We start from the raw sequence: 19,852 nt of genomic DNA on the forward strand, positions 1-19,852 counted from the left end.
GGTAAACGAGCGATTGATTGCGCGTGACTGCGTCACAAGAAGGAGAGAGACCGTCAGTCCTTCAGGAACTCGCCGGCCTTGTACAGCGCGCGGAACGGCAGCCCGGCTTCGGCGAACGTCTCGGTCGCGCCTTCCTCGCGGTCGACCATGGTGAAGACCAGCGCGATCTCGCCGCCGGCCTCGCGCACGGCTTCCACTGCCTTCAGCGCCGAGCCGCCTGTCGTGGTGACGTCCTCGACGATCACGATGCGCTTGCCCGCCAGGCTCTCGCCCTTGGCGAGCCCTTCGACGGCGAGCCGCGCGCCGTGCTCCTTCGGCTTCTTGCGCACGAAGAACGCCGCGATCGGATGACCCTTCAGCCAGGACAGCTGCGCGATGGCGCCGGCGAGCGGCACCGCGCCCATTTCGAGCCCGCCGACGAAATCGAGCCGGTCGTCCTTCAGCGCCTCATAGGTGAGCTCGGCGAGCAGCGCCGCGCCCTCGGGATCGAGCATCGTCGGCTTCAGGTTGAAATAGAAATCGCTCTTGCGGCCCGACGCCAAGGTGATCTCGCCGCGGCCGAACGAGCGCTTGCGGATGATCTCGGCGAGGCGGGCGCGGGAGGCTGATTTGGACAAAGGCTTTTTCCCTTGGGGGTTCTTTGGGGCTTTCAGGCGGCCGGCAATCTATCGGCGGTCTGGCGCACATTCCAGCGGGTAAATCCCGCCGTCAACAGTGCCCGCGCCGCCATTTCAGCGCAGCCGCGTGCGGAAAGCGCGGGTTGTGTGCCCGTTCCAATCCCCCTAAAGCAGGCGCCAAACACTTGCGAGGGAAGCGGAAATGACCATCGAGCTGCACACCTGGAACACGCCGAATGGCCGCAAGATCTCGGTGGCGCTGGAGGAAATGGGGCTGCCCTACAAGGTGATCCCGGTGAATATCGGCAAGGGCGAGCAGATGGCGCCCGCCTTCCTCGCAATCAGCCCGAACAACAAGATCCCGGCGATCGTCGATCCCGATGGTCCCGGCGGCAAGCCGGTCAGCATCTTCGAGTCCGGCGCGATCCTGCTCTACCTCGGCGAGAAGACCGGCAAGTTCCTGCCGAAACCGCTGGCGGAGCGGATCCCGGTCTATGAGTGGCTGATGTGGCAGATGGGCGGTTTCGGCCCGATGCCGGGCCAGGTGCACCATTTCATCGCGCTGGAGAACGAGCAGGACCGCGCCTATGGCCTTAAGCGCTACATGGCCGAGACGCGGCGGCTCTATGGCGTGCTGGACCGCCGGCTGGATGGCCGCGATTTCGTCGCCGGCGATCTGTCGGTGGCCGATTTCGCCATCCTCGGCTGGGCCTGGCGCCATCCGCGCCACAAGGTCGAGCTATCAGACTTCCCCAACGTCAAGCGCTGGTACGATGCGCTGATGGCCCGCCCCGCGACGAAGCGGGGCATGGACGCGAAGCTGGATTGATTGGGTGTGTCATTGCCGGGCTTGACCCGGCAATCCATCCTTTTCCGCAAGAACGCTTTAGTTGCCGCCCGCTTGAGCGGGCGATGGATGCGCGGGTCAAGCCCGCGCATGACGAGTTAGGCTCACGCTCGCCTTGCCTCGAGCGCCATCTTCATCGCAAGCCCCGCGAGCACCGTGCCCATCAGCCAGCGCTGCACCAGCAGCCAGGTCGGGCGGGTGCCGAGGAACACCGCGATCGAGCCGGCGGCGAGCGCGATCATTGCATTGACGCTGACGCTGATCACGATCTGGATCGAGCCGAGCGCGAGCGACTGCGTCAGCACGCTGCCGCCGGCAGGATCGATGAACTGCGGCAGCAGCGCGAGATAAAGCATCGCGATCTTCGGGTTGAGCAGGTTGGTGATGAAGCCCATCGCGAACAATTTGCGCGGGCCGTCGACCTTCAGCGCCTTGACCTGGAACGGCGAGCGGCCGCCCGGCTTCAGCGCCTGCCACGCCAGCCAGAGCAGATAGGCGGCGCCGGCAAAGCGCAGCGCGTCATAGGCGTAGGGAATCGCAAACAGCAGCGCGGTGATGCCGAACGCTGCGCACAGCATATAGAACACGAAGCCGAGCGCGACGCCGCCAAGCGAGACGATGCCGGCTGCCGGACCCTGCGTGATCGAGCGCGAGATCAGGTACATCATGTTCGGCCCGGGTGTCAGCACCATGCCGAGGCAGACGAGCGCAAAGCCGAGCAACGCGGATGTGTGGGGCATGATGGGTCTCGCGAGGGGGATACACGCACTTCTAGCGTGTCATCCGCCGCGCGGCCATGTTGGAATTGCTCTCGGAGCAATGTCGACAGCGAGCGAGATGCGAGGGCTCCCTCTCCCGCTCGCGGGGGAGGGCGGGGTGGGGGTGTCTCCACGTAGAATCTTTGAGCGGATAGAGCCCCCACCCGCCGCAAGCGGGAGAGGCGAAGAAAGCTAATGTGCCTCGTCCCAATTGTTTGCGGCGCGGGCGTCGACCTGCAGTGGCAGCGACAGGATCACGGCCGGGAACGGCGCGTCCTGCATCACCTTCTGCACCACGGGCAGCGTCGCTGCGACCTCGTTGTCGGGTACCTCGAAGATCAGCTCGTCATGCACCTGCAGCAACATCTGCGCCGAGAGCTTCTTCTCGGCGAGCGCGTCCTCGACCCGGATCATGGCGCGGCGGATGATGTCGGCCGCGGTGCCCTGCAGGCGCGCGTTGATCGAGGCGCGTTCGTTGAAGGCGCGCACCGAGGCGTTGGACGCCTTGATATCCGGGTAGTACATCTTGCGGCCGAACAGTGTCGTCACATAGCCGTTGCGGCGGCAAGAGTCCTTGGTCTCGTCCATGTAGGCGCGGATGCCCGGGAAGCGCTCGAAATACTTCTTGATGTAGGCCGAGGCTTCCTCGCGCGCGATGCCGAGCTGGTTGGCGAGGCCGAACGCCGAGATGCCGTAGATGATGCCGAAATTGATCGCCTTGGCGCGGCGGCGCACCTCGCTCGGCATGTCCTTGATCGGCACGCCGAACATTTCGGAGGCCGTCATGGCGTGAATGTCGAGCCCGTCGCGAAACGCCTGGCGCAGCACCGGCACGTCGGCGATCTCGGCGAGCAGCCGCAGTTCGATCTGCGAATAATCGGCCGACACCAGCTTGTGGCCCGGTGTTGCAATGAAGGCGCGGCGAATCTTGCGGCCGTCCTCGGTACGAACCGGGATGTTCTGCAGGTTCGGCTCGTTCGACGACAACCGGCCCGTCGTGGTCGCAGCGAGTGCGTAAGTCGTATGCACGCGGTGGGTCTGCGGGTTGACGTAGTTCGGCAGCGCGTCGGTGTAGGTCGATTTCAGCTTCGAGACCTGGCGCCATTCCAGGATCTTCTTCGGGAAGTCGTGGCCCTGCTCGGCGAGATCGTCGAGCACCTGCGCGGTGGTCGACCAGGCACCGGTCTTGGTCTTGGTGCCGCCGGGCAATCCCATCTTGCCGAAGATGATGTCGCCGATCTGCTTCGGGCTGCCGACATTGACCGGCTCGCCGGCGATCTCCTGGATCTCGGCCTCGACGCGCGCCGCGGTCTGGGCAAAATCGCCCGACAGCCGCGACAGCACCTGGCGGTCGATCGAGATGCCGCGACGCTCCATCCGCGCCAGCACCGAGACCAGCGGCCGCTCCAGCGTCTCGTAGACCGTCGTCATCCGCTCGGCGACGAGGCGCGGCTTCAGCACCCGCCACAGCCGCAGGATCAGGTCGGCGCTTTCGGCCGCATATTCGGTGGCCTTGTCGATCGTGACCTGATCGAAAGTCAGCTTGCCCTTGCCGCTGCCGACGAGGCCGCCGTAGCTGACGACGGCATGCCCGAACCAGCGCTCGGCGAGCGCCTCCAGCGCGTGCGAGCCGCGGCCCGCATCGAGCGCGTAGGACATCAGCTGCGCGTCATCGATGTTGCGCAGCGTGACGCCGTGCTGCGCCAAGGTCACCGAGGTGAACTTGACGTTGAAGCCGACCTTCTGGATGCCGGCGGACTCCAGCAGCGGCTTCAAGGCCTTCAGTGCATCGGCGGTCTTGATCTGGCCGGGTGCGAGGCCGGCATCGAACAGCCCGGCGCCGCCGCCAGGCTCTCGGTGGCTGAGCGGGATGTAGCAGGCATCGTTCGGCGCCACGGCGAGCGCCAGTCCCGACAGCTCGGCCTGCATCGGATCGATCGATTCCGACATCGCCTCGATCGCGATGTAGCCGGTGTCGTGTGCGCGCGCGATAAAGGCGTTGAGCTGATCGAGACTGCCGATCGCCTGGTAGGCCTTGCGATCGAAGCCGGTCTTGCGGATCGCTTCGCCGCGGGCCTCGGCCAGCGCTGCCGGCGTGCCCTTCAGGCTGGAGTTCTTGTCGTCGCGTGCACCGGTCGGCTTGGCCTTCGCAGGTGGTGCCGCGGCCGATGTCGGAGCGTCTCCCGGTGCCGGCGTCACGTCCGACGGCGGCAGCGGCGAGAACACGCTGGCGCCGCTCTTGTTGCCGGGATCGGCATCGACATTGGCCGGGTCGATCTGCGCATAGTCGGCGACGCGGCGGGTGAGGGTGGAGAACTCCATCGCTTTGAGGAAGGCGACCAGCCGGCGCGAGTCGGGCTCGTGCACCGCGAGGTCGTCGAGCGGCACCTCGAGATCGACCTTGTCGTCGAGCAGCACGAGCTGGCGCGAGATGCGCGCCTTCTCGGCGTTCTCCAGCAGCGCCTCGCGCCGCTTCGGCTGCTTGATCTCGCCGGCGCGGAACAAGAGCTGATCGAGATCGCCATACTCGATGATCAGCTGGGCTGCGGTCTTGATGCCGATGCCGGGCACACCGGGCACGTTGTCGGTGGAATCGCCGGCCAAGGCCTGCACCTCGACCACCTTCTCCGGCGGCACGCCGAATTTCTCGATCACCTCGTCGCGGCCGATGCGGCGATCCTTCATCGTGTCGTACATCACGACCTTGTCGTTGACGAGCTGCATCAGATCCTTGTCCGATGACACGATCGTCGTGGTCGCGCCGCGCTCGGTAGCGAGCCGCGCATAGGTCGCGATCAGATCGTCGGCCTCGAAGCCGGCCTGCTCGAGGCAGGGCAGCTCGAAGGCGCGCACCGCCTCGCGGATCAGCGCGAATTGCGGGATCAGATCGTCGGGCGCCGGCGGCCGGTGCGCCTTGTAATCGGGATAGAGCTTGTTGCGGAACGTGATTTCCGACTTGTCGAAGATGATCGCCAGATGGGTCGGCCGGTGGTCCTCCGGCATGTCGCGCAACAGTTTCCACAGCATGTTGCAGAAGCCGAGCACGGCATTGACCTGCAGCCCGTCGGACTTGCGGTTCAGCGGCGGCAGCGCGTGATAGGCGCGGAAGATGTAGCCCGAACCATCGACCAGGAAGACGTGGTCGCCCTTCGCCGCAGGCTTGGCGGCGACGGGCTTGGCTGCGGTCTTCGGGGCTGATTTGGCGGGGTCTTGGGAGGCTGTTTTCGGCATGGCCGAAACTTAGGGATTTTTGCGCGGATTGACAGCCTTACATGTGTGGATTCCGGGTGTGCCGCACAGCCAAATCGATAAATTCGAGGATGATATGCAGAGCATAGTCCCGTCATCCTGAGGAGCCTGCGAAGCAGGCGTCTCGAAGGATCGACGGCCACCACCGGGCCGTGCATCCTTCGAGACGCCGCTGCGCGGCTCCTCCAGCGACAAAGGCGAAGCCTTTGCGCGGGGACGACGGGAACAGCGCCAGGACGACGCCGAGAAGGCTACGCCTTATCCCCGGTCGGCGAGAACAGGTAGCCACCGCCGCGGATGGTCCGGATCACCGACGGCTTGGTCGGGTCGAATTCGATCTTGCGGCGGATGCGCATGATGCGCAGGTCGACGGCGCGGTCGAAGGCTTCCGCGTCGCGCGCATTGGCGAGTTCCAGCAGCCGCTCGCGCGACAGCACGCGCTTCGGATTGGCCGCGAACACCTTGAGCAGGCCGAATTCGGAGGCGGTCAGCGGGTGCTCATTGCCCTCGTCGTCGCGCAGCGCCTGGGCCTCGAGATCGAGCCATTTGGTGCCGAACCGCACCAGCTGCTCCTTTTCGGCCTTGGCGCTCGCCGGTTCCGGTGCAGCTGATTTCGCGGGGCCGCTCCGCCGCAGCACCGAGCGGATGCGCGCCATCAGCTCGCGCAGTTCGCAGGGTTTGGCCACGTAATCGTCGGCGCCGAGCTCGAGCCCGACGACACGGTCGATCGGGCTGGCAGTAGCTGTCAGCATGATGACGGGGACGTTGATCTTGCTCTTGAGGTCGCGAATGATCGACAGGCCATCTTCCTCGGGCATATTGAGGTCCAGCACCACGAGATCGGGCGTGCTGCTCTCGATCTCCTTGCGCAGGCTCTTGCCGCCATCGCACAGCGTCACGCCGAAACCGTGCATCTTGAGGTAATCGCCGACCATCTCGCGGGCCGGCGCCTCATCGTCGACGATGAAGATATGCGGGTTCTGGTTCATGATGTCTCTGTCGCCGGCAGTGTAACCGTAAAGGTCGACCCCTGTCCGGGGCCCGGGCTCTGTGCGGTCACATGGCCGCCATGCATGTCGATGATGCGCTTGACGATGGAAAGGCCGAGCCCGGTCGAGCTCTCGCCCGCGGTCGGCTTGGCCGACAGCCGCTGGAACCGGCCGAACAGCCGGCCGAGATCCTCGGGGCTGAGGCCGGGGCCCTGGTCGGCGATCCGGATCACGGTGTCTTCGCCCTCATGGCTGACCGTGACCGTGATCTTGCCGCCGATCGGCGAGTACTTGATGGCGTTGCTGACCAAATTGTCGATCGCCTCGCGAATCCGGTCGGAGTCGCACATCGTGACGAAGTGCTGCGGTCCTGAGACGGAGATGCTCTGCTGCTTGTTGACGGCCGAGGGCAAATTGGCCTCGGTGACCTCGTTGACGAGGGCCGCGATGTCGACCGGCTCGCGGCGGATGGTGATGTCGAAGGCGTCGGCCATCGCATCCGAGATCAAATGGTCGACCATCGAGGTCAGCCGCTTGGTGGCGTCCCTGATGTGCTCGACCTGGGAGGTGACGCTTTCCTTCGGCGAGCCGGCGCCGATCAATTCGGTCAGCATCTCGGTACGGCCGAGGATCACGCCGAGCGGATTCTTCAGATCGTGGGCGACGGTGCCGAGGATTTCGTTCTTGAAGCCGTTGGCGCGCTGCAGCCGCAGCCATTGCGCCGACAGCCGCCGGTTGGCCTGCATCAGTGCGCGGGTGCGCTGCGCGACGCGGTCCTCGAGCTGGCTGTTGGCCTCGTGAAGCTGCTGGTAGAGGATCACGTTGTCGAACGCGATCGACAGCCGGCTCGAGAAGATCTCGACCAGCGCGCGGTCGGTGTCGGAGAGTTGGCGCTCGGCCTGCAGCAGCACCACGACCTCGCGGCCGCTGCCGGTGCGCGAATAGAGCACGCTGCGGTGGTCGGCGAACTCGTTCTTGCGGCGCTGGAAGGCTTCTTCCACCATGTGCCGCAGGTCGGGATCGAGCGCCTTCGAGGACGTCGTGCCGATGAAGCGGCTGTAGCAGCCCGAGCAGGCCAGCACAGAGAAATCGGCGGCGGCCGAATTGCCGTCGTCGCGCAGCACCAGAATGCCGGCGCAATCGACATTGAGCAGCGAGGCGAGTTGCGTCAGCACGCCCTCGGCCAGCCGCTGCATCGACTTGAAGTCGTACAGCGTCGAAGCCGCGTCGATGATGATCTCGAGGCCGCGCCTGGTCTGCACCATGCGCTCGAGCTGCTGGTAGCTGCGCAGCGCCGCGGTCAGCGAGGTGAACAGCTTGTCGGCGGTGAGCTCGGTCTTCGCCTTGTAGTCGTTGATGTCGTATTGCACGATGACACGCCGCTCCGGCGCCTGGCCGGGCTGGCCGGTGCGCAGGATGATGCGGACGGTCTCGTTCTTGATCTCGTTGCGGATGTATTCGACGAGCTCGAGGCCGGCGACGTCGGTCTCCATGATGACGTCGAGCAGCACGGCTGCGATGTCGGGGTTGTCCCGCATCACCGTGCGGCCTTCAGCCGCAGAGTAGGCCGACAGGATCTCCAGCGTCGCGCCGTTCAGATTGTAGTCGCTGAGCGCAAAACGGGTGCCTTCGTGGACAGCGTGATCGTCGTCGATCACGGCGATCTTCCATTTCCGTACCGGCGAGTCCTCCGGGGGGCTCTCGGTGTCGTCGATCAGTTGGAGGACATCGTCCTGTTCGGCCATTGACTGGTTCCGTCGGCTGCTGCGTCAGTGATCGTGGGCTCACCCTTGGCGATCCTGGGCATGATAATGCGAAAAGTGGTGCCTTGTCCTACCCTTGACTCCAGCATCATGCGTCCGCCGAGTTGCTGGGTGACGAGGTTATAGACGATATGGAGGCCGAGGCCCGTACCACCTTCGTTGCGGCGCGTCGTAAAGAACGGGTCGAACGCCTGCCGCTGCACGTCCGGCGTCATGCCAGCCCCGTCGTCCGCGAAGATGATCTCGACGTCGTCAGCGCCGCGGCCACGCGCCGAGATCGCGATGTTGCCGGAGCGGCCGTTGGCGAAGGCATGATTGACAGCGTTGAGGAAAAGATTGGTTAAGATCTGCCCATAGGCGCCGGGATAGCCGTCGATCAGGAGCCCGTCGGGCACATCGACGGACAGCGCGATGGCGGCCTTCTTCAGCACCGGCCGCAGGCTCGCCACGATCTGGTCGGTCGCTTCGCTCAAGGCAAACTGGCGGCGTTCGGCATGCGATCGATCGACCGCGACCTGCTTGAACGACTGGATCAGTTCGCCGGCGCGCTGCAGGTTGGAGACCAGTTGTTGCGATGCGTCACGCGAGGCGCGCACGAATTCGTCGAGCTTGGAGCGGCGCAGCGGCTCGGTCTTCAGATCGTTCTCGAACATCTCGCTGCGGCGGGCAAAGCTCGAGGCGACCGTCAGGCTGATGCCGATCGGATTGTTGACCTCGTGGGCGACGCCCGCGACGAGGCCGCCGAGCGCAGCGAGGCGCTCGGCATCGATCAGGTTTTGCTGGGCGGCGTTGAGCTCGAGCAGCGCGCTCTCGGCCTTCTCCTTGGCGGTGCGCAGCTCGTCCTCGGTCTTGCGCTTGGCGATGGCGTTTTCGCGGAACACCTCGACCGCACGCGCCATGGCGCCGACCTCGTCCTTGGCCGAGGTGCCCTGCACCGGCCGGTCGAGGTCGCCCGAGGTGATGGTGCGCATCGCGGCCATGATCTGCGCCAGCGGCAGCCGGATCGACAATGCGATCATGACGCCGGCCGACATGATGACGCCGAGGAAGATCACGGCGATCGACAGCACCCGGCGCGAGATCGACGTCAGCGTCCTGTCGAAGGTCTCCTGCGCCTTCTGTTCGCGCTGGCGCATCTTCACCGAGAGATCGTCGATCGCGCCGATCGCGTCGGCCTGGCTGGCGTCGATCGAGTTGCGCAACAGATCGGTGCGGTTGGTGAGCTGTTCGCTGAGCTTGCCGAGCCCGTCGCGCAGCTCGGCGGTCTTGACCTTGAGCCGCGCCAACGCCATGCGCTGCAGATCGTTCTCGGCCATATCGGTCATGACGGGGATCGTCTTCTCGATCGTATCGATGTTGCGGCGGGCTTCCTCGGCCGACGAGGAGGCCAGCGAGAGATAGTAGGCGTTGGCGGCGACCAAAAGCGAGGTGAAGGCTTCGCGCGACTTGCCGAGCGCGGGCCAGATCAGCGCGTCGCGATGGCCGGTGGCGCCCTCGATGATCGAATAGAGCCCGGCCATGTCCCTGGTCGGCGTCAGCACCTCTTCGTCATAGGTCTTGGAGATCTTGGTCTGCACGGTGCGCAATTCACCGAAGCCGTCGAGGAAGCGGCTGGTGACGCGCTCGAGCTGCTCGACCGAGCCCGACAGCATCGGGTCGGTCGAGGCCCGGTTGGTCAGCGTGCCGAGCACGGCTTCGCGCAGCAGCAGGATTTCCGCGAACAGGTCCGGGCTCGGCTGGTTGATGTAGCGATGGATCAGGTTCTGCAGACGGCTGGTCTCGCTTTCGAGCTTGGCCAGGATCTTGTCGGATTCACGGACCTGGCGGACATCGTCCCAGGCTGAGCCGAGCACCTTCGCGCCGTTCCAGATCAGCACCGCGAGCACGATCACGACCGCGGAATTGAGCAGCGCGATCGAAAGAATGCGCCAGCGGATAGGCACCGCACGCAGGAGCTGGACGATGCGGAAACGGCCCTGCGGCCCAAAGGCCGCCCGCCGTCGCTTCGTCCCGTCCTGTTTGGGCGCGTCCAAGATCCGGTCACTCCATATTGCGGATGCGTTCGATCAGCGCTGATATCGCCGGATCGCGCTCCGCCTTGGCATAGATGCCGGCCACCGCTGCCTCGAACGGCTTGCGGTCGAAATCGGTCACGACCTTGACGCCCGCCAGCTCCGCCTGCTTGCGCGAGCGCTCCTCGAGCTCCCGCCACTTCTCGCGCATGTAGAGGCTGGAGCGCTGCGCGGCTTCGCGGAAGATGATCTGTTCATCCGGCGTGAGGCTGGCCCAGGCCTTGCGCGACATCACCAGCACTTCGGGGCTCACGGTGTGCTGGGTCAGGGTGTAGTAGCCGGCGTATTTGTAGTGGCCGGTGGTGACGAAGGACGGCCAGTTGTTCTCCGCGCCGTCGATCAGCCGGTTGGCGAGCCCGGTCAGCACCTGGCCGTAGGCCATCTGGATCGGCTGGGCACCAAGCGCGTGGATCATGTCCGACATCTGCTCGGATTGCTGCACCCGCAGCCGCAGCCCCTTGAGATCGTCGAGCGAACGCACCGGGTGGACGCTGTTGTAGATCGAGCGGGCGCCGGAATCGTAGAAGGTCAGCCCGACGAAGCCGTGGGCCTCGAGGCTGTTCAGGATGTCGTTGCCGATCGGTCCATCCAGCACATGCTGCAGGTGCTCAAGGGATCGAAACAGGAACGGCATCGCCAGCACGTTCACGGAAGGCACCATGGTTCCGATCAGCGCGACATTGGTCCGGTTCAGATCGATGGCGCCGGCCCGGGTCTGCTCCAGCGTCTCCTTTTCCTCGCCGAGTTGGCGGGAATGGAAGACCACGATGTGGTGCCGGCCGCCGGTGCGTTCGGCGATCAGCCGGTCCATGTAATTCAGCGCCTGGACCGTCGGATAGTCCTCATTCTGGGTATCGGCGGTGCGGAATTCGCGCGCAAAAGCGCTCGTCGAGACCGCTGTGCATAACAGCGCGACGGCAAGCGTTATTGTCCGCGAAAGGCCGGCGCGGCGGTACACTGGTTACAATTCCCCTTGTGATTTGTGTCCAGGGCGGGAGCAAAAGGTTCAACGCTTTTAGCAGAATGGCAGTGGTTCGCCCATCGGCCAAACGCTAGAACGGCGCTGCAACCTGCGGTGTCGATTGAATTTACGGTTGTAGCGCCGTATGACCGCGTGTTGGCATCCGGGAACGACTCGTTGTGAAGTTCGCCTTGAAGCTGTTGTATCTCGCCGTCGCGACCCTTCTGCTTGTGGCACCAGCGCAAGCGGCGACCGAGATCATGTGGTGGCACGCGATGTCGGGCGAGCTCGGCAAGCAGCTCGAAAAACTCGCCGCCGACTTCAACGCCGCGCAATCCGACTACCGGATCGTGCCGGCCTACAAGGGCAACTACACCGAGACCGTCACCGCGGCGATCTTCGCGTTCCGCTCGCGCAGCCAGCCGGCGATCGTTCAGGTCAACGAGATTGCCACCGCAACCATGATGGCGGCGCGCGGCGCGATCTATCCGGTGTTCGAGCTGATGCGCGATCAGTCGGCGGCGTTCGCGCCGTCGGCCTATCTGCCCGCGGTGGCCGGCTACTATGCCGATGTCGACGGCAACATGCTGTCGTTCCCGTTCAACGCCTCGACGCCGATCCTGTATTACAACAAGGATATGTTCCGCTCCGCCGGGCTCGATCCGAGCGTGCCTCCGAAGACCTGGCCCGAGCTCGGCGTCGCCGCCAAACGACTGCGTGCCGCGGGTGCGATGTGCGGCGTGACCACGTCATGGCCGTCCTGGATCAATGTCGAGAACTTCTCCGCCTTTCACAATTTGCCGATCGCGACCAGGTCCAACGGCTTTGCCGGGCTCGACGCGCAGCTGGTCTTCAACAACCCGATCGTGCTGCGCCACATCGCGCAGCTGGCGCAATGGCAGGCCGACAAGACCTTCGATTACAGCGGCCGCGGGCAGGCGGCCGAGCCGCGTTTTCAAAAGGGCGAATGCGGGATCTTCATCGGCTCGTCAGGCACGCGCGCCGACATCCAGGCCAATTCGAAATTCGAGGTCGGCTACGGCATGATGCCGTATGAGCCTGACGTGCAGGGCGCGCCGCAGAATTCGATCATCGGCGGTGCGACGCTGTGGGTGCTGCGCGACCGGCCGCGCGCCGAATATGCGGGGGTGGCAAAATTCTTCGCCTATCTGTCGCGGCCGGAGGTGCAGGCCGCCTGGCACCAGAACACCGGCTATTTGCCGATCACCCGCGCCGCATTCGATCTCAGTCGTACGCAGGGATTCTACGAGCGCAATCCAGGTGCCTCGATCTCGATCGAGGAGGTCACGCTGAAGCCGCCGACCGACAATTCCAAGGGCATTCGGCTCGGCTCGTTCGTCCTGATCCGCGACGTGATCGAGGAGGAGCTCGAGCAGGTGTTCGCCGGCAAGCGTTCGGCGCAGGCAGCGATGGACAACGCCGTCGAGCGCGGCAACCGCCTGCTGCGCCAGTTCGAGCGCGCCAACCCGGACCGGTGAGGGGCACATCCAGTCCGCTCGCTTTCTTTTCCGTCACCCTGAGGAGCCGCGAAGCGGCGTCTCGAAGGGTCGACGGCCACCAGTCGGGCCGTGCATCCTTCGAGGCTCGCTCCGCTCGCACCTCAGGATGACGGGAGATAGATTCCGCTACGAGATTCCTTGAAATGATATCCCTTCCGCCCATCACCGACTACGACACCTACCGCGCCTGGCGCGGTGACACGTCGCGCTGGCTGCCGGTCGCGCGCGATATCGCCGACAGCCACGGGCTGTCCTGTGGCACGCCGCATGTGTTCTCGACCGGCACCAACCTCGTCGTCGGGCTCGACGGTGAGCTGATCCTGAAATTGTTTCCGCCGTTTCTGCGCCCGCAATTCGCGTCCGAGCGCGGCGCGCTTGCCGAGCTGCGCGGACGGCTCGGCATTCCGATCCCGGATCTCGTTGCGGAGGGCGAGCGCGACGGCTGGCCCTATCTCGTCATCACGCGCCTCGCCGGCACCGTCGGCTCGGAGGTGTGGCCGTCGCTGCCGGAAGCCGAGCGCGAGCGCGTGCTCGGCGAGATCGGCGCCGTGATTGCCGAAGTGCAGCGCGTGCCGCCCGGCAGCCTGCTTGCGATCGAGCCGCGCTGGGAGGCCTTCATGCGCGGACAGATCGCGCAGTGCCGGGCGCGGCATGAGCGGCTCGGCCTGCCGGCGAAATTCCTCACCTCGCTCGACGATCTCCTGCGTGACGCCACTGAGTTGATCCCGATGCACGCGCCGCCGGTGATCCTGACCGGCGAGTACATTCCGGAGAATTTCCTGCTCGGCCGCCGCCCCGACGGCTGGCACGTCGCCGGCCTTTTCGACTTCGGCGACGTTCGGACGGGGTGGGGCGAGTACGATCTGCTCGGTCCCAGCGCCTTCATGGCCGCCGGTCATCCGCGCCGCGTGCGCAGCCTGTTCGATGGCTACGGCATCCCGCGCAGCGAGGTGACTTTCACGCTGAAGCGGCGGCTGCTGGCGCTCATGATGCTGCACTCGGCCAGCGATCCGCTCCGGCACATCTGCATCGCGGGCTGGCCGGACCGGGTCGACGATCTCGTGCAGTTGCAGGAGTTGGTTTGGCCCGACTGACGTCGGTCGCCGGTCAGAAAGCGAGCAATATCTATGGTGCGCCTATCTATTGAGCAGATAGCTCTTCTTTGTATGCAATGCTTGCCGTCCTAATTGACGTCAGAACAAGATACCTTCGGCAATTTCTCCTATATCTCCAGTGTGTTATCGCCTCATAAGGTTTCGTTAAGGGTTGGCACAATCCTTGCGATCTGAGTTCCAAGGCCGTTCTCAAGGGCGTTGGAGCATCACATGAAGCGTCGCGATTTCCTCAAATCGGTGTCTGGACTGGCAGCGGGGGCGCTGGCGCCGACCGCGCCCGCGATCTGGTCGCCGGCCAAGGCCGACGCGCGCTCCGAGACGCTGCTGATCGTCTCCGAAGGCGGTCCCAACAATCTCGATATCCACGGCGTCGGCACCAACGTGCCCGGCTATGAGGTGTCGTGGAATTGCTACGACCGGCTGATCAGCCACGAGATGAAGAGCGGTCCGGGCGGCGTGCCCTATTACGACCGCGACAAGTTCAAGCCCGAGCTCGCCGAGGACTTCAACATCGGCGACATGTCGGTCACCTTCAAGCTGCGCAAGAACGCCAAATTCCACGACGGCACGCCGGTGACGGCGAAGGACGTCAAATGGTCGCTCGACCGTGCCGTCAGCGTCGGCGGCTTCCCGACCTTCCAGATGAGCGCGGGCTCGCTGACCAAGCCCGAGCAGTTCGTCGTCGTCGATGACCACACCGTGCGCGTCGACTTCCTCAAGAAAGACAAGCTCACGATCCCCGACCTCGCTGTCATCGTGCCCTGCGTCGTCAACTCCGAGCTGGTGAAGAAGAACGCCAGCGAGAAGGATCCGTGGGGCCTCGAATTCACCAAGCAGCAGACTGCGGGCTCCGGCGCCTACAAGGTGACCAAATGGACCGCGGGCACCGAAGTGGTCATGGAGCGCAACGACGACTGGGTCTCCGGCCCGATGCCCAAGATCAAGCGCGTGATCTGGCGCATGGTGCCGCAGGCCGGCAACCGCCGCGCGCTGCTCGAACGCGGCGATGCCGATATCTCCTACGAACTGCCGTTCAAGGATTTCCAGGAGATGAAGACGAACGGCAAGCTCAACGTGGTCTCGCTGCCGTTCTCCAACGGCATCCAGTACATCGGCATGAACGTGACCAAGCCGCCGTTCGACAATCCGAAGGTGCGGCAGGCGATGGCCTATGCAATGCCGTACCAGAAGATCATGGATGCGGTGCTGTTCGGTCTCGCCAACCCGATGTTCGGCGCACCGAAGGACAAGCCGACCGAGGTCGCCTGGCCGCAGCCGACCAAATACAACACCGACATGGAAAAGGCCAAGGCGCTGTTAGCCGAGGCCGGCTACGCCAACGGCTTCGAGACCACGATCTCGTTCGACCTGAACTTCGCAGGAGTCAACGAGCCGCTCTGCGTGCTGGTGCAGGAGAGCCTCGCGCAGCTCGGCATCAAGACCACCATCAACAAGGTGCCCGGCGCCAACTGGCGCACCGAGCTCACCAAGAAGGAAATGCCGCTGTTCACCAACGTGTTCTCGGGCTGGCTCGATTACCCCGAGTACTTCTTCTACTGGTGCTATCACGGCAACAATTCGATCTTCAACACGATGAGCTACAAGTCGCCGGAGATGGACAAACTCATCGACGGCGCGCGCATCGCCGCCGCCAACGGCGACACCGCGGCCTACGACGCCGACGTCAAGGGTTTCGTCGATCTCGCCTACACCGACATTCCGCGCATCCCGCTCTATCAGCCGTTCGTCAACGTCGCGATGCAGAAGAACATCTCGGGCTACCAATACTGGTTCCACCGCCGCCTCGACTATCGCGCGATGGCGAAGGGGTGAGGGTGTGATGCGCGCAGTCCGCGACGATCTCGCGTGTTTGCCTCGTAGTGAGGTGGCCACATCTCTCAGGCTCCCTCCCCCCTTGTGGGGGAGGGTGGGGAGAGGGGTAAGCCGCATACTCGAAAGAACGACATCGACCGAGATCGTGCCCAACCATTCGCAGCATCACGCGCGGATCAGCGGAGCGTTCTGTTTGGCATCGGAGCAAGCGGCACCCCTCTCCCCAACCCTCCCCCACAAGGGGGGAGGGAGCCCTGACAGTCCCGTTGTGGCTTTGCCTGATGCCATCAGGAGCACGCCATGCTGACCCTCATCGGCAAGCGGCTGCTGTTTGCGATCCCGTCGCTGATCGGGGTGGTGATTGTGACGTTCCTGCTGACCCGCGCGCTGCCGGGCGATCCGGCGGCGTATTTCGCTGGGCCAGCGGCAACCAAGGAAGCGGTCGACCAGATCAGGAAGAAGCTCGGCTTCGACAAGCCGCTGATCGAGCAGTTCGTCCGCTACACCAACGATCTCGCCCATGGCGATCTCGGCACGTCGCTCACCACGGGGCAGCCGGTGGCCGCCGAGCTGCGCAACCGCCTGCCGGCATCGGCCGAACTCACGCTGCTCGGCCTCGTTGTCTCGATCGTGATCGCGATCCCGCTCGGCGTGCTGGCGGCGACGCGGCCGGGCTCCTGGATAGATCATCTCTGCCGCGTCACCACGACGGCCGGCGTGTCGCTGCCGGTGTTCTTCACCGGGCTGGTGCTGGTTTACGTGTTCTACTTCCGGCTCGGCTGGTCGCCGGCGCCGCTCGGCCGGCTCGACGTGTTCTACAGTACGCCGCCGACCGTCACCGGCTTCTATCTCATCGACACACTCATCGCGCGCGACTTCGAGGCGTTCCGTTCGGCGTTCAGCCAATTGATCCTGCCGGCGGTGACGCTCGCGATCTTTTCGCTGGCGCCGATCGCGCGCATGACGCGCGCCTCGATGCTGGCGGTGCTGGCGTCCGATTTCGTCCGCACCGCGCGCGCCAGCGGCCTGTCGCCCGGCAAGGTGATCGTGACCTACGCCTTCCGCAACGCGATGCTGCCGGTCATCACCACGCTCAGCATGGTGTTCTCCTTCCTGCTCGGGGCCAATGTGCTGGTGGAGAAGGTGTTCGCCTGGCCCGGCATCGGCTCCTACGCGGTCGAGGCGCTGATCGCGTCCGATTTCGCACCGGTGCAGGGTTTTGTCCTCACCATGGCGGTCATGTACGTGCTGCTGAATCTCCTGATCGACATCCTCTATGGCGTGATCGATCCACGCGTGCGGCTGGAGGGTTGAAACCATGAGCTCCGTTGCGCCAACGGTCGAGCCTGTCGGTCCTGCGCGGACATCCGGGCTCGCCGCAATCATCGAGCAGACCCGCTATGTCCTGAGCGAAAACAAGGTCACCGGCTTTGCCTTCGCGCTGCTGATCCTGATCATGTTCGCCGCGCTGTTCGGGCCCTACGTGGTGCCGTATGACCCGCTTGCCTCGAACACAGCGGCCGCACTGAAGCCGCCGTCCGCCGCGCACTGGTTCGGCACCGACCAGCTCGGCCGCGACATCTTCAGCCGCGTCATCGTGGCGACGCGGCTCGACACCTTCATCGCGGTGGCTTCCGTCGTGCTGGTGTTCCTGATGGGCGGGCTGGCCGGCATCGCCGCCGGTTATTTCGGCGGCTGGACCGATCGCATCGTCGGCCGCATCGCCGACACCATCATGGCGTTTCCGCTGTTCGTGCTGGCGATGGGCATCGTCGCGGCGCTCGGCAACACCGTGCAGAACATCATCATCGCCACCGCGATCGTGAACTTTCCGCTCTACGCCCGCGTCGCACGCGCCGAAGCCAACGTCCGCCGCAACGCCGGCTTCGTGCAGGCGGCGCGGCTGTCCGGCAACGGAGAATATCGCATCCTGCTCGGACACATCCTGCCCAACATCATGCCGATCATGATCGTGCAGATGTCGCTCACCATGGGCTATGCGATCCTCAATGCCGCGGGACTCTCGTTCATCGGCCTCGGCGTGCGGCCGCCGACCGCGGAGTGGGGCATCATGGTCGCCGAGGGCGCGGGCTTCATGGTCTCAGGCGAGTGGTGGATCGCGCTGTTTCCGGGCCTTGCGCTGATGATCGCGGTGTTCTGCTTCAACCTGCTCGGCGACGGCCTGCGCGACATCGTCGACCCGCAGCGGAGGACGTGATGGCTGTCTCAACGCGGTGTTGCGCTACCGTTTCGCTACTTTGCATGGGGTTGTTTTGCGGATTTTTGGATGCCCCCTCGCATGAGGGGAGCCGCGCATGACCGCCCAGCCCCTGCTCGACGTCAGCGACCTCACGGTCGAGTTCACGACGCGTCGCGGCATCGTCAAGGCGGTGCAGCACGTCAACATCTCCGTCGGCAAGGGCGAGACCGTCGGCATCGTCGGCGAGTCCGGCTCCGGCAAGTCGGTGACGTCATATGCCGTAATGCGCATCCTCGACCGCGCCGGCCGGATCGCCGACGGCTCGGTGATGTTCTCCGGCATTGATGTGAAGGCGGCGACCGAGAGCCAGATGCGCGATCTGCGCGGCCGCGAAGTCTCGATGATCTTCCAGAATCCGCGCGCCGCGCTCAATCCGATCCGCAAGGTCGGGCACCAGATCGAGGACGTGCTGCGCCAGCATGTGCAGCAGGCACAGGTCACCGATCGCGGCGAGAAGGCGATCGAGGCGCTGGAGCAGGTCAAGATCGCGCGTCCGCGCGAGCGCTATCATACCTATCCGTTCGAGCTGTCCGGCGGCATGTGCCAGCGCGTCGTCATCGCGCTGGCGCTGGCCTGCAATCCGCAGCTTCTGATCGCGGACGAGCCGACCACCGGCCTCGACGTTACCACCCAGAAGGCGGTGATGGACCTGATCGTCGAACTGACCCGGCGCCGGTCGATGTCGACGATCCTGATCACGCATGATCTCGGCCTCGCCGCCGCCTACTGCGACCGCGTCATCGTGATGGAGAAGGGCCGCGTGGTCGAAACCGCGAAGTCGGCCGACATCTTCGCCGCGCCCCAGCACGATTATACGAAGAAGCTGATGCGCGCGACGCCGCGGATCGGGGTGTCGTTGCGCGATCTGCTGCCGGAGGAGGCGCCAACATCTCCGCCCGTCATGGCCGGGCATAGCCGTCCGAAGGACGGCGTCGCTTCCGCTCGCCTATGCCCGGCCATCCATCAATCTTCGCGGGATGCTCCTTCCTCGATGGACCCCCGGGTCAAGCCCGGGGGTGACGAGAAGAGAGAACCCCTCCTGTCAGTCGAAAAGCTCGTCAAGGAATACCCTCGCCAGGGCGCGGGCTCGGTGCTCGCAAAACTGTTCGGCCGCAAGCCGCCGGTCGAGGAGGACATCTTCCGTGCCGTCGACGGCATCAGCTTCTCGATTGACCATGGCGAGAGTGTCGGGCTGGTCGGCGAATCCGGCTGCGGCAAGTCGACGACGTCGATGATGGTGATGCGGCTGCTGGACCAGACCTCCGGCCGCATCATGTTCGACGGCGAAGACATCGGCGGCATCATGCCGCAATCCTTCGCGCGGTTGCCGCGGCGCAGCCAGATCCAGATGGTGTTCCAGGATCCGACCGACAGCCTCAACCCGCGCTTCACCGCGGCGCGCGCCATCGTGGACCCGATCATGCAGCTCGGCGATATCAGGGGGCGCGACGCGCTCCGCGATCGCTGCGAGGAACTCGCTCGGCTGGTCGGTCTGCCGGTCAATCTGCTGGATCGTTTTCCGCACCAGCTCTCCGGCGGCCAGAAGGCCCGTGTCGGCATCGCGCGCGCGATCGCGCTGCACCCGAAGCTCGTCATCCTCGACGAGCCGACCGCGGCGCTCGACGTCTCGGTGCAGGCGGTTGTGCTCAATCTGCTGCAGGACCTCAAGCAGTCGATGGGCATGAGCTATCTGTTCGTATCGCACGATCTCAACGTGGTGCGCCTGCTGTGTGATCGCGTCATCGTGATGCGCAGCGGCCGCATCGTCGAGCAGGGCGCATCCGATGACGTCTTGGGCAATCCGCAGGATGCCTATACAAGGGAGCTGCTGACGGCGATCCCGCATCCGCCGTTGCCGGTAGCCTGAA

The 19,852-nt window shown here is 64.9% G+C and carries 14 protein-coding genes; 7 read left to right on the top strand and 7 right to left on the bottom strand.

What is annotated here, in order from left to right; all coding sequences use genetic code 11:
• Positions 1–53 precede the first annotated feature (53 nt).
• The gene (gene pyrE / locus BraRD5C2_RS30615) at positions 54–617 is read right to left on the bottom strand and encodes an orotate phosphoribosyltransferase (protein WP_092122894.1); all 564 of its coding nucleotides are present in this window, start codon (positions 615–617) and stop codon (positions 54–56) included.
• A 202-nt stretch (positions 618–819) separates the two neighbouring features.
• On the opposite strand from pyrE, the gene BraRD5C2_RS30620 reads away from it, so the two are divergent.
• Positions 820–1,446 (top strand): glutathione S-transferase family protein, encoded by a 627-nt coding sequence (locus tag BraRD5C2_RS30620; RefSeq protein ID WP_223974892.1) that lies wholly within the window; start codon positions 820–822, stop codon positions 1,444–1,446.
• 122 nt (positions 1,447–1,568) lie between these two features.
• On the opposite strand, the gene BraRD5C2_RS30625 is transcribed toward BraRD5C2_RS30620, so the two are convergent.
• The 6 genes from BraRD5C2_RS30625 to BraRD5C2_RS30650 all read right to left on the bottom strand — a co-directional run bounded on the left by BraRD5C2_RS30625 (position 1,569) and on the right by BraRD5C2_RS30650 (position 11,253).
• A complete protein-coding gene (locus BraRD5C2_RS30625) occupies positions 1,569–2,204 on the bottom strand; it encodes a LysE family translocator (protein ID WP_223974893.1) in 636 nt (211 codons plus the stop codon).
• A 210-nt stretch (positions 2,205–2,414) separates the two neighbouring features.
• The gene (gene polA / locus BraRD5C2_RS30630) at positions 2,415–5,453 is read right to left on the bottom strand and encodes a DNA polymerase I (protein ID WP_223974894.1); all 3,039 of its coding nucleotides are present in this window, start codon (positions 5,451–5,453) and stop codon (positions 2,415–2,417) included.
• Positions 5,454–5,722: 269 nt separating this feature from the next.
• Positions 5,723–6,460 carry a response regulator gene (locus tag BraRD5C2_RS30635; protein ID WP_050425909.1) on the bottom strand — a complete coding sequence of 246 codons (738 nt, stop codon included), beginning with the start codon at positions 6,458–6,460 and terminating at the stop codon, positions 5,723–5,725.
• The gene (locus tag BraRD5C2_RS30640) at positions 6,457–8,205 is read right to left on the bottom strand and encodes an ATP-binding response regulator (RefSeq protein ID WP_223974895.1); all 1,749 of its coding nucleotides are present in this window, start codon (positions 8,203–8,205) and stop codon (positions 6,457–6,459) included. Before BraRD5C2_RS30640 ends, BraRD5C2_RS30635 begins: the two co-directional genes overlap by 4 nt.
• Positions 8,175–10,166, bottom strand: coding sequence for a sensor histidine kinase (locus tag BraRD5C2_RS30645; RefSeq protein WP_223974991.1), 1,992 nt, complete (start codon positions 10,164–10,166; stop codon positions 8,175–8,177). Before BraRD5C2_RS30645 ends, BraRD5C2_RS30640 begins: the two co-directional genes overlap by 31 nt.
• A 97-nt stretch (positions 10,167–10,263) precedes the next feature.
• Complete coding sequence (locus tag BraRD5C2_RS30650; protein ID WP_223974896.1) at positions 10,264–11,253, bottom strand: TRAP transporter substrate-binding protein; 990 nt, start codon at positions 11,251–11,253, stop codon at positions 10,264–10,266.
• A gap of 182 nt (positions 11,254–11,435) precedes the next feature.
• On the opposite strand from BraRD5C2_RS30650, the gene ugpB reads away from it, so the two are divergent.
• The 6 genes from ugpB (at position 11,436) to BraRD5C2_RS30680 (ending at position 19,851) form a co-directional block, all read left to right on the top strand.
• Positions 11,436–12,755, top strand: coding sequence for a sn-glycerol-3-phosphate ABC transporter substrate-binding protein UgpB (ugpB, locus tag BraRD5C2_RS30655; RefSeq protein WP_223974897.1), 1,320 nt, complete (start codon positions 11,436–11,438; stop codon positions 12,753–12,755).
• 164 nt (positions 12,756–12,919) lie between these two features.
• Entirely contained in the window at positions 12,920–13,870 is a 951-nt protein-coding gene (locus BraRD5C2_RS30660; RefSeq protein ID WP_223974898.1) for an aminoglycoside phosphotransferase family protein, read from the top strand.
• A gap of 231 nt (positions 13,871–14,101) precedes the next feature.
• Entirely contained in the window at positions 14,102–15,724 is a 1,623-nt protein-coding gene (locus BraRD5C2_RS30665) for an ABC transporter substrate-binding protein (protein WP_223974900.1), read from the top strand.
• A 300-nt stretch (positions 15,725–16,024) separates the two neighbouring features.
• Positions 16,025–17,038 (top strand): ABC transporter permease, encoded by a 1,014-nt coding sequence (locus BraRD5C2_RS30670; RefSeq protein ID WP_223974901.1) that lies wholly within the window; start codon positions 16,025–16,027, stop codon positions 17,036–17,038.
• A gap of 4 nt (positions 17,039–17,042) precedes the next feature.
• Positions 17,043–17,942 (top strand): ABC transporter permease, encoded by a 900-nt coding sequence (locus tag BraRD5C2_RS30675; protein WP_223974902.1) that lies wholly within the window; start codon positions 17,043–17,045, stop codon positions 17,940–17,942.
• A gap of 97 nt (positions 17,943–18,039) precedes the next feature.
• Positions 18,040–19,851 (top strand): dipeptide ABC transporter ATP-binding protein, encoded by a 1,812-nt coding sequence (locus BraRD5C2_RS30680; RefSeq protein WP_223974903.1) that lies wholly within the window; start codon positions 18,040–18,042, stop codon positions 19,849–19,851.
• The last annotated feature ends 1 nt before the right edge of the window (position 19,852 follow it).

It is taken from the genome of Bradyrhizobium sp. RD5-C2 (genome assembly GCF_019972155.1).
Taxonomy (GTDB): Bacteria; Pseudomonadota; Alphaproteobacteria; order Rhizobiales; family Xanthobacteraceae; genus Bradyrhizobium.

Excerpts from the sequence above, each read along its gene's own strand:
- BraRD5C2_RS30620 (WP_223974892.1), top strand. The coding sequence starts at position 820 with ATGACCATCGAGCTGCACACCTGGAACACGCCGAATGGCCGCAAGATC.
- BraRD5C2_RS30625 (WP_223974893.1), bottom strand. The coding sequence starts at position 2,204 with ATGCCCCACACATCCGCGTTGCTCGGCTTTGCGCTCGTCTGCCTCGGC.
- polA (WP_223974894.1), bottom strand. The coding sequence starts at position 5,453 with ATGCCGAAAACAGCCTCCCAAGACCCCGCCAAATCAGCCCCGAAGACC.
- BraRD5C2_RS30635 (WP_050425909.1), bottom strand. The coding sequence starts at position 6,460 with ATGAACCAGAACCCGCATATCTTCATCGTCGACGATGAGGCGCCGGCC.
- BraRD5C2_RS30640 (WP_223974895.1), bottom strand. The coding sequence starts at position 8,205 with ATGGCCGAACAGGACGATGTCCTCCAACTGATCGACGACACCGAGAGC.
- BraRD5C2_RS30660 (WP_223974898.1), top strand. The coding sequence starts at position 12,920 with ATGATATCCCTTCCGCCCATCACCGACTACGACACCTACCGCGCCTGG.
- BraRD5C2_RS30665 (WP_223974900.1), top strand. The coding sequence starts at position 14,102 with ATGAAGCGTCGCGATTTCCTCAAATCGGTGTCTGGACTGGCAGCGGGG.
- BraRD5C2_RS30670 (WP_223974901.1), top strand. The coding sequence starts at position 16,025 with ATGCTGACCCTCATCGGCAAGCGGCTGCTGTTTGCGATCCCGTCGCTG.
- BraRD5C2_RS30675 (WP_223974902.1), top strand. The coding sequence starts at position 17,043 with ATGAGCTCCGTTGCGCCAACGGTCGAGCCTGTCGGTCCTGCGCGGACA.
- BraRD5C2_RS30680 (WP_223974903.1), top strand. The coding sequence starts at position 18,040 with ATGACCGCCCAGCCCCTGCTCGACGTCAGCGACCTCACGGTCGAGTTC.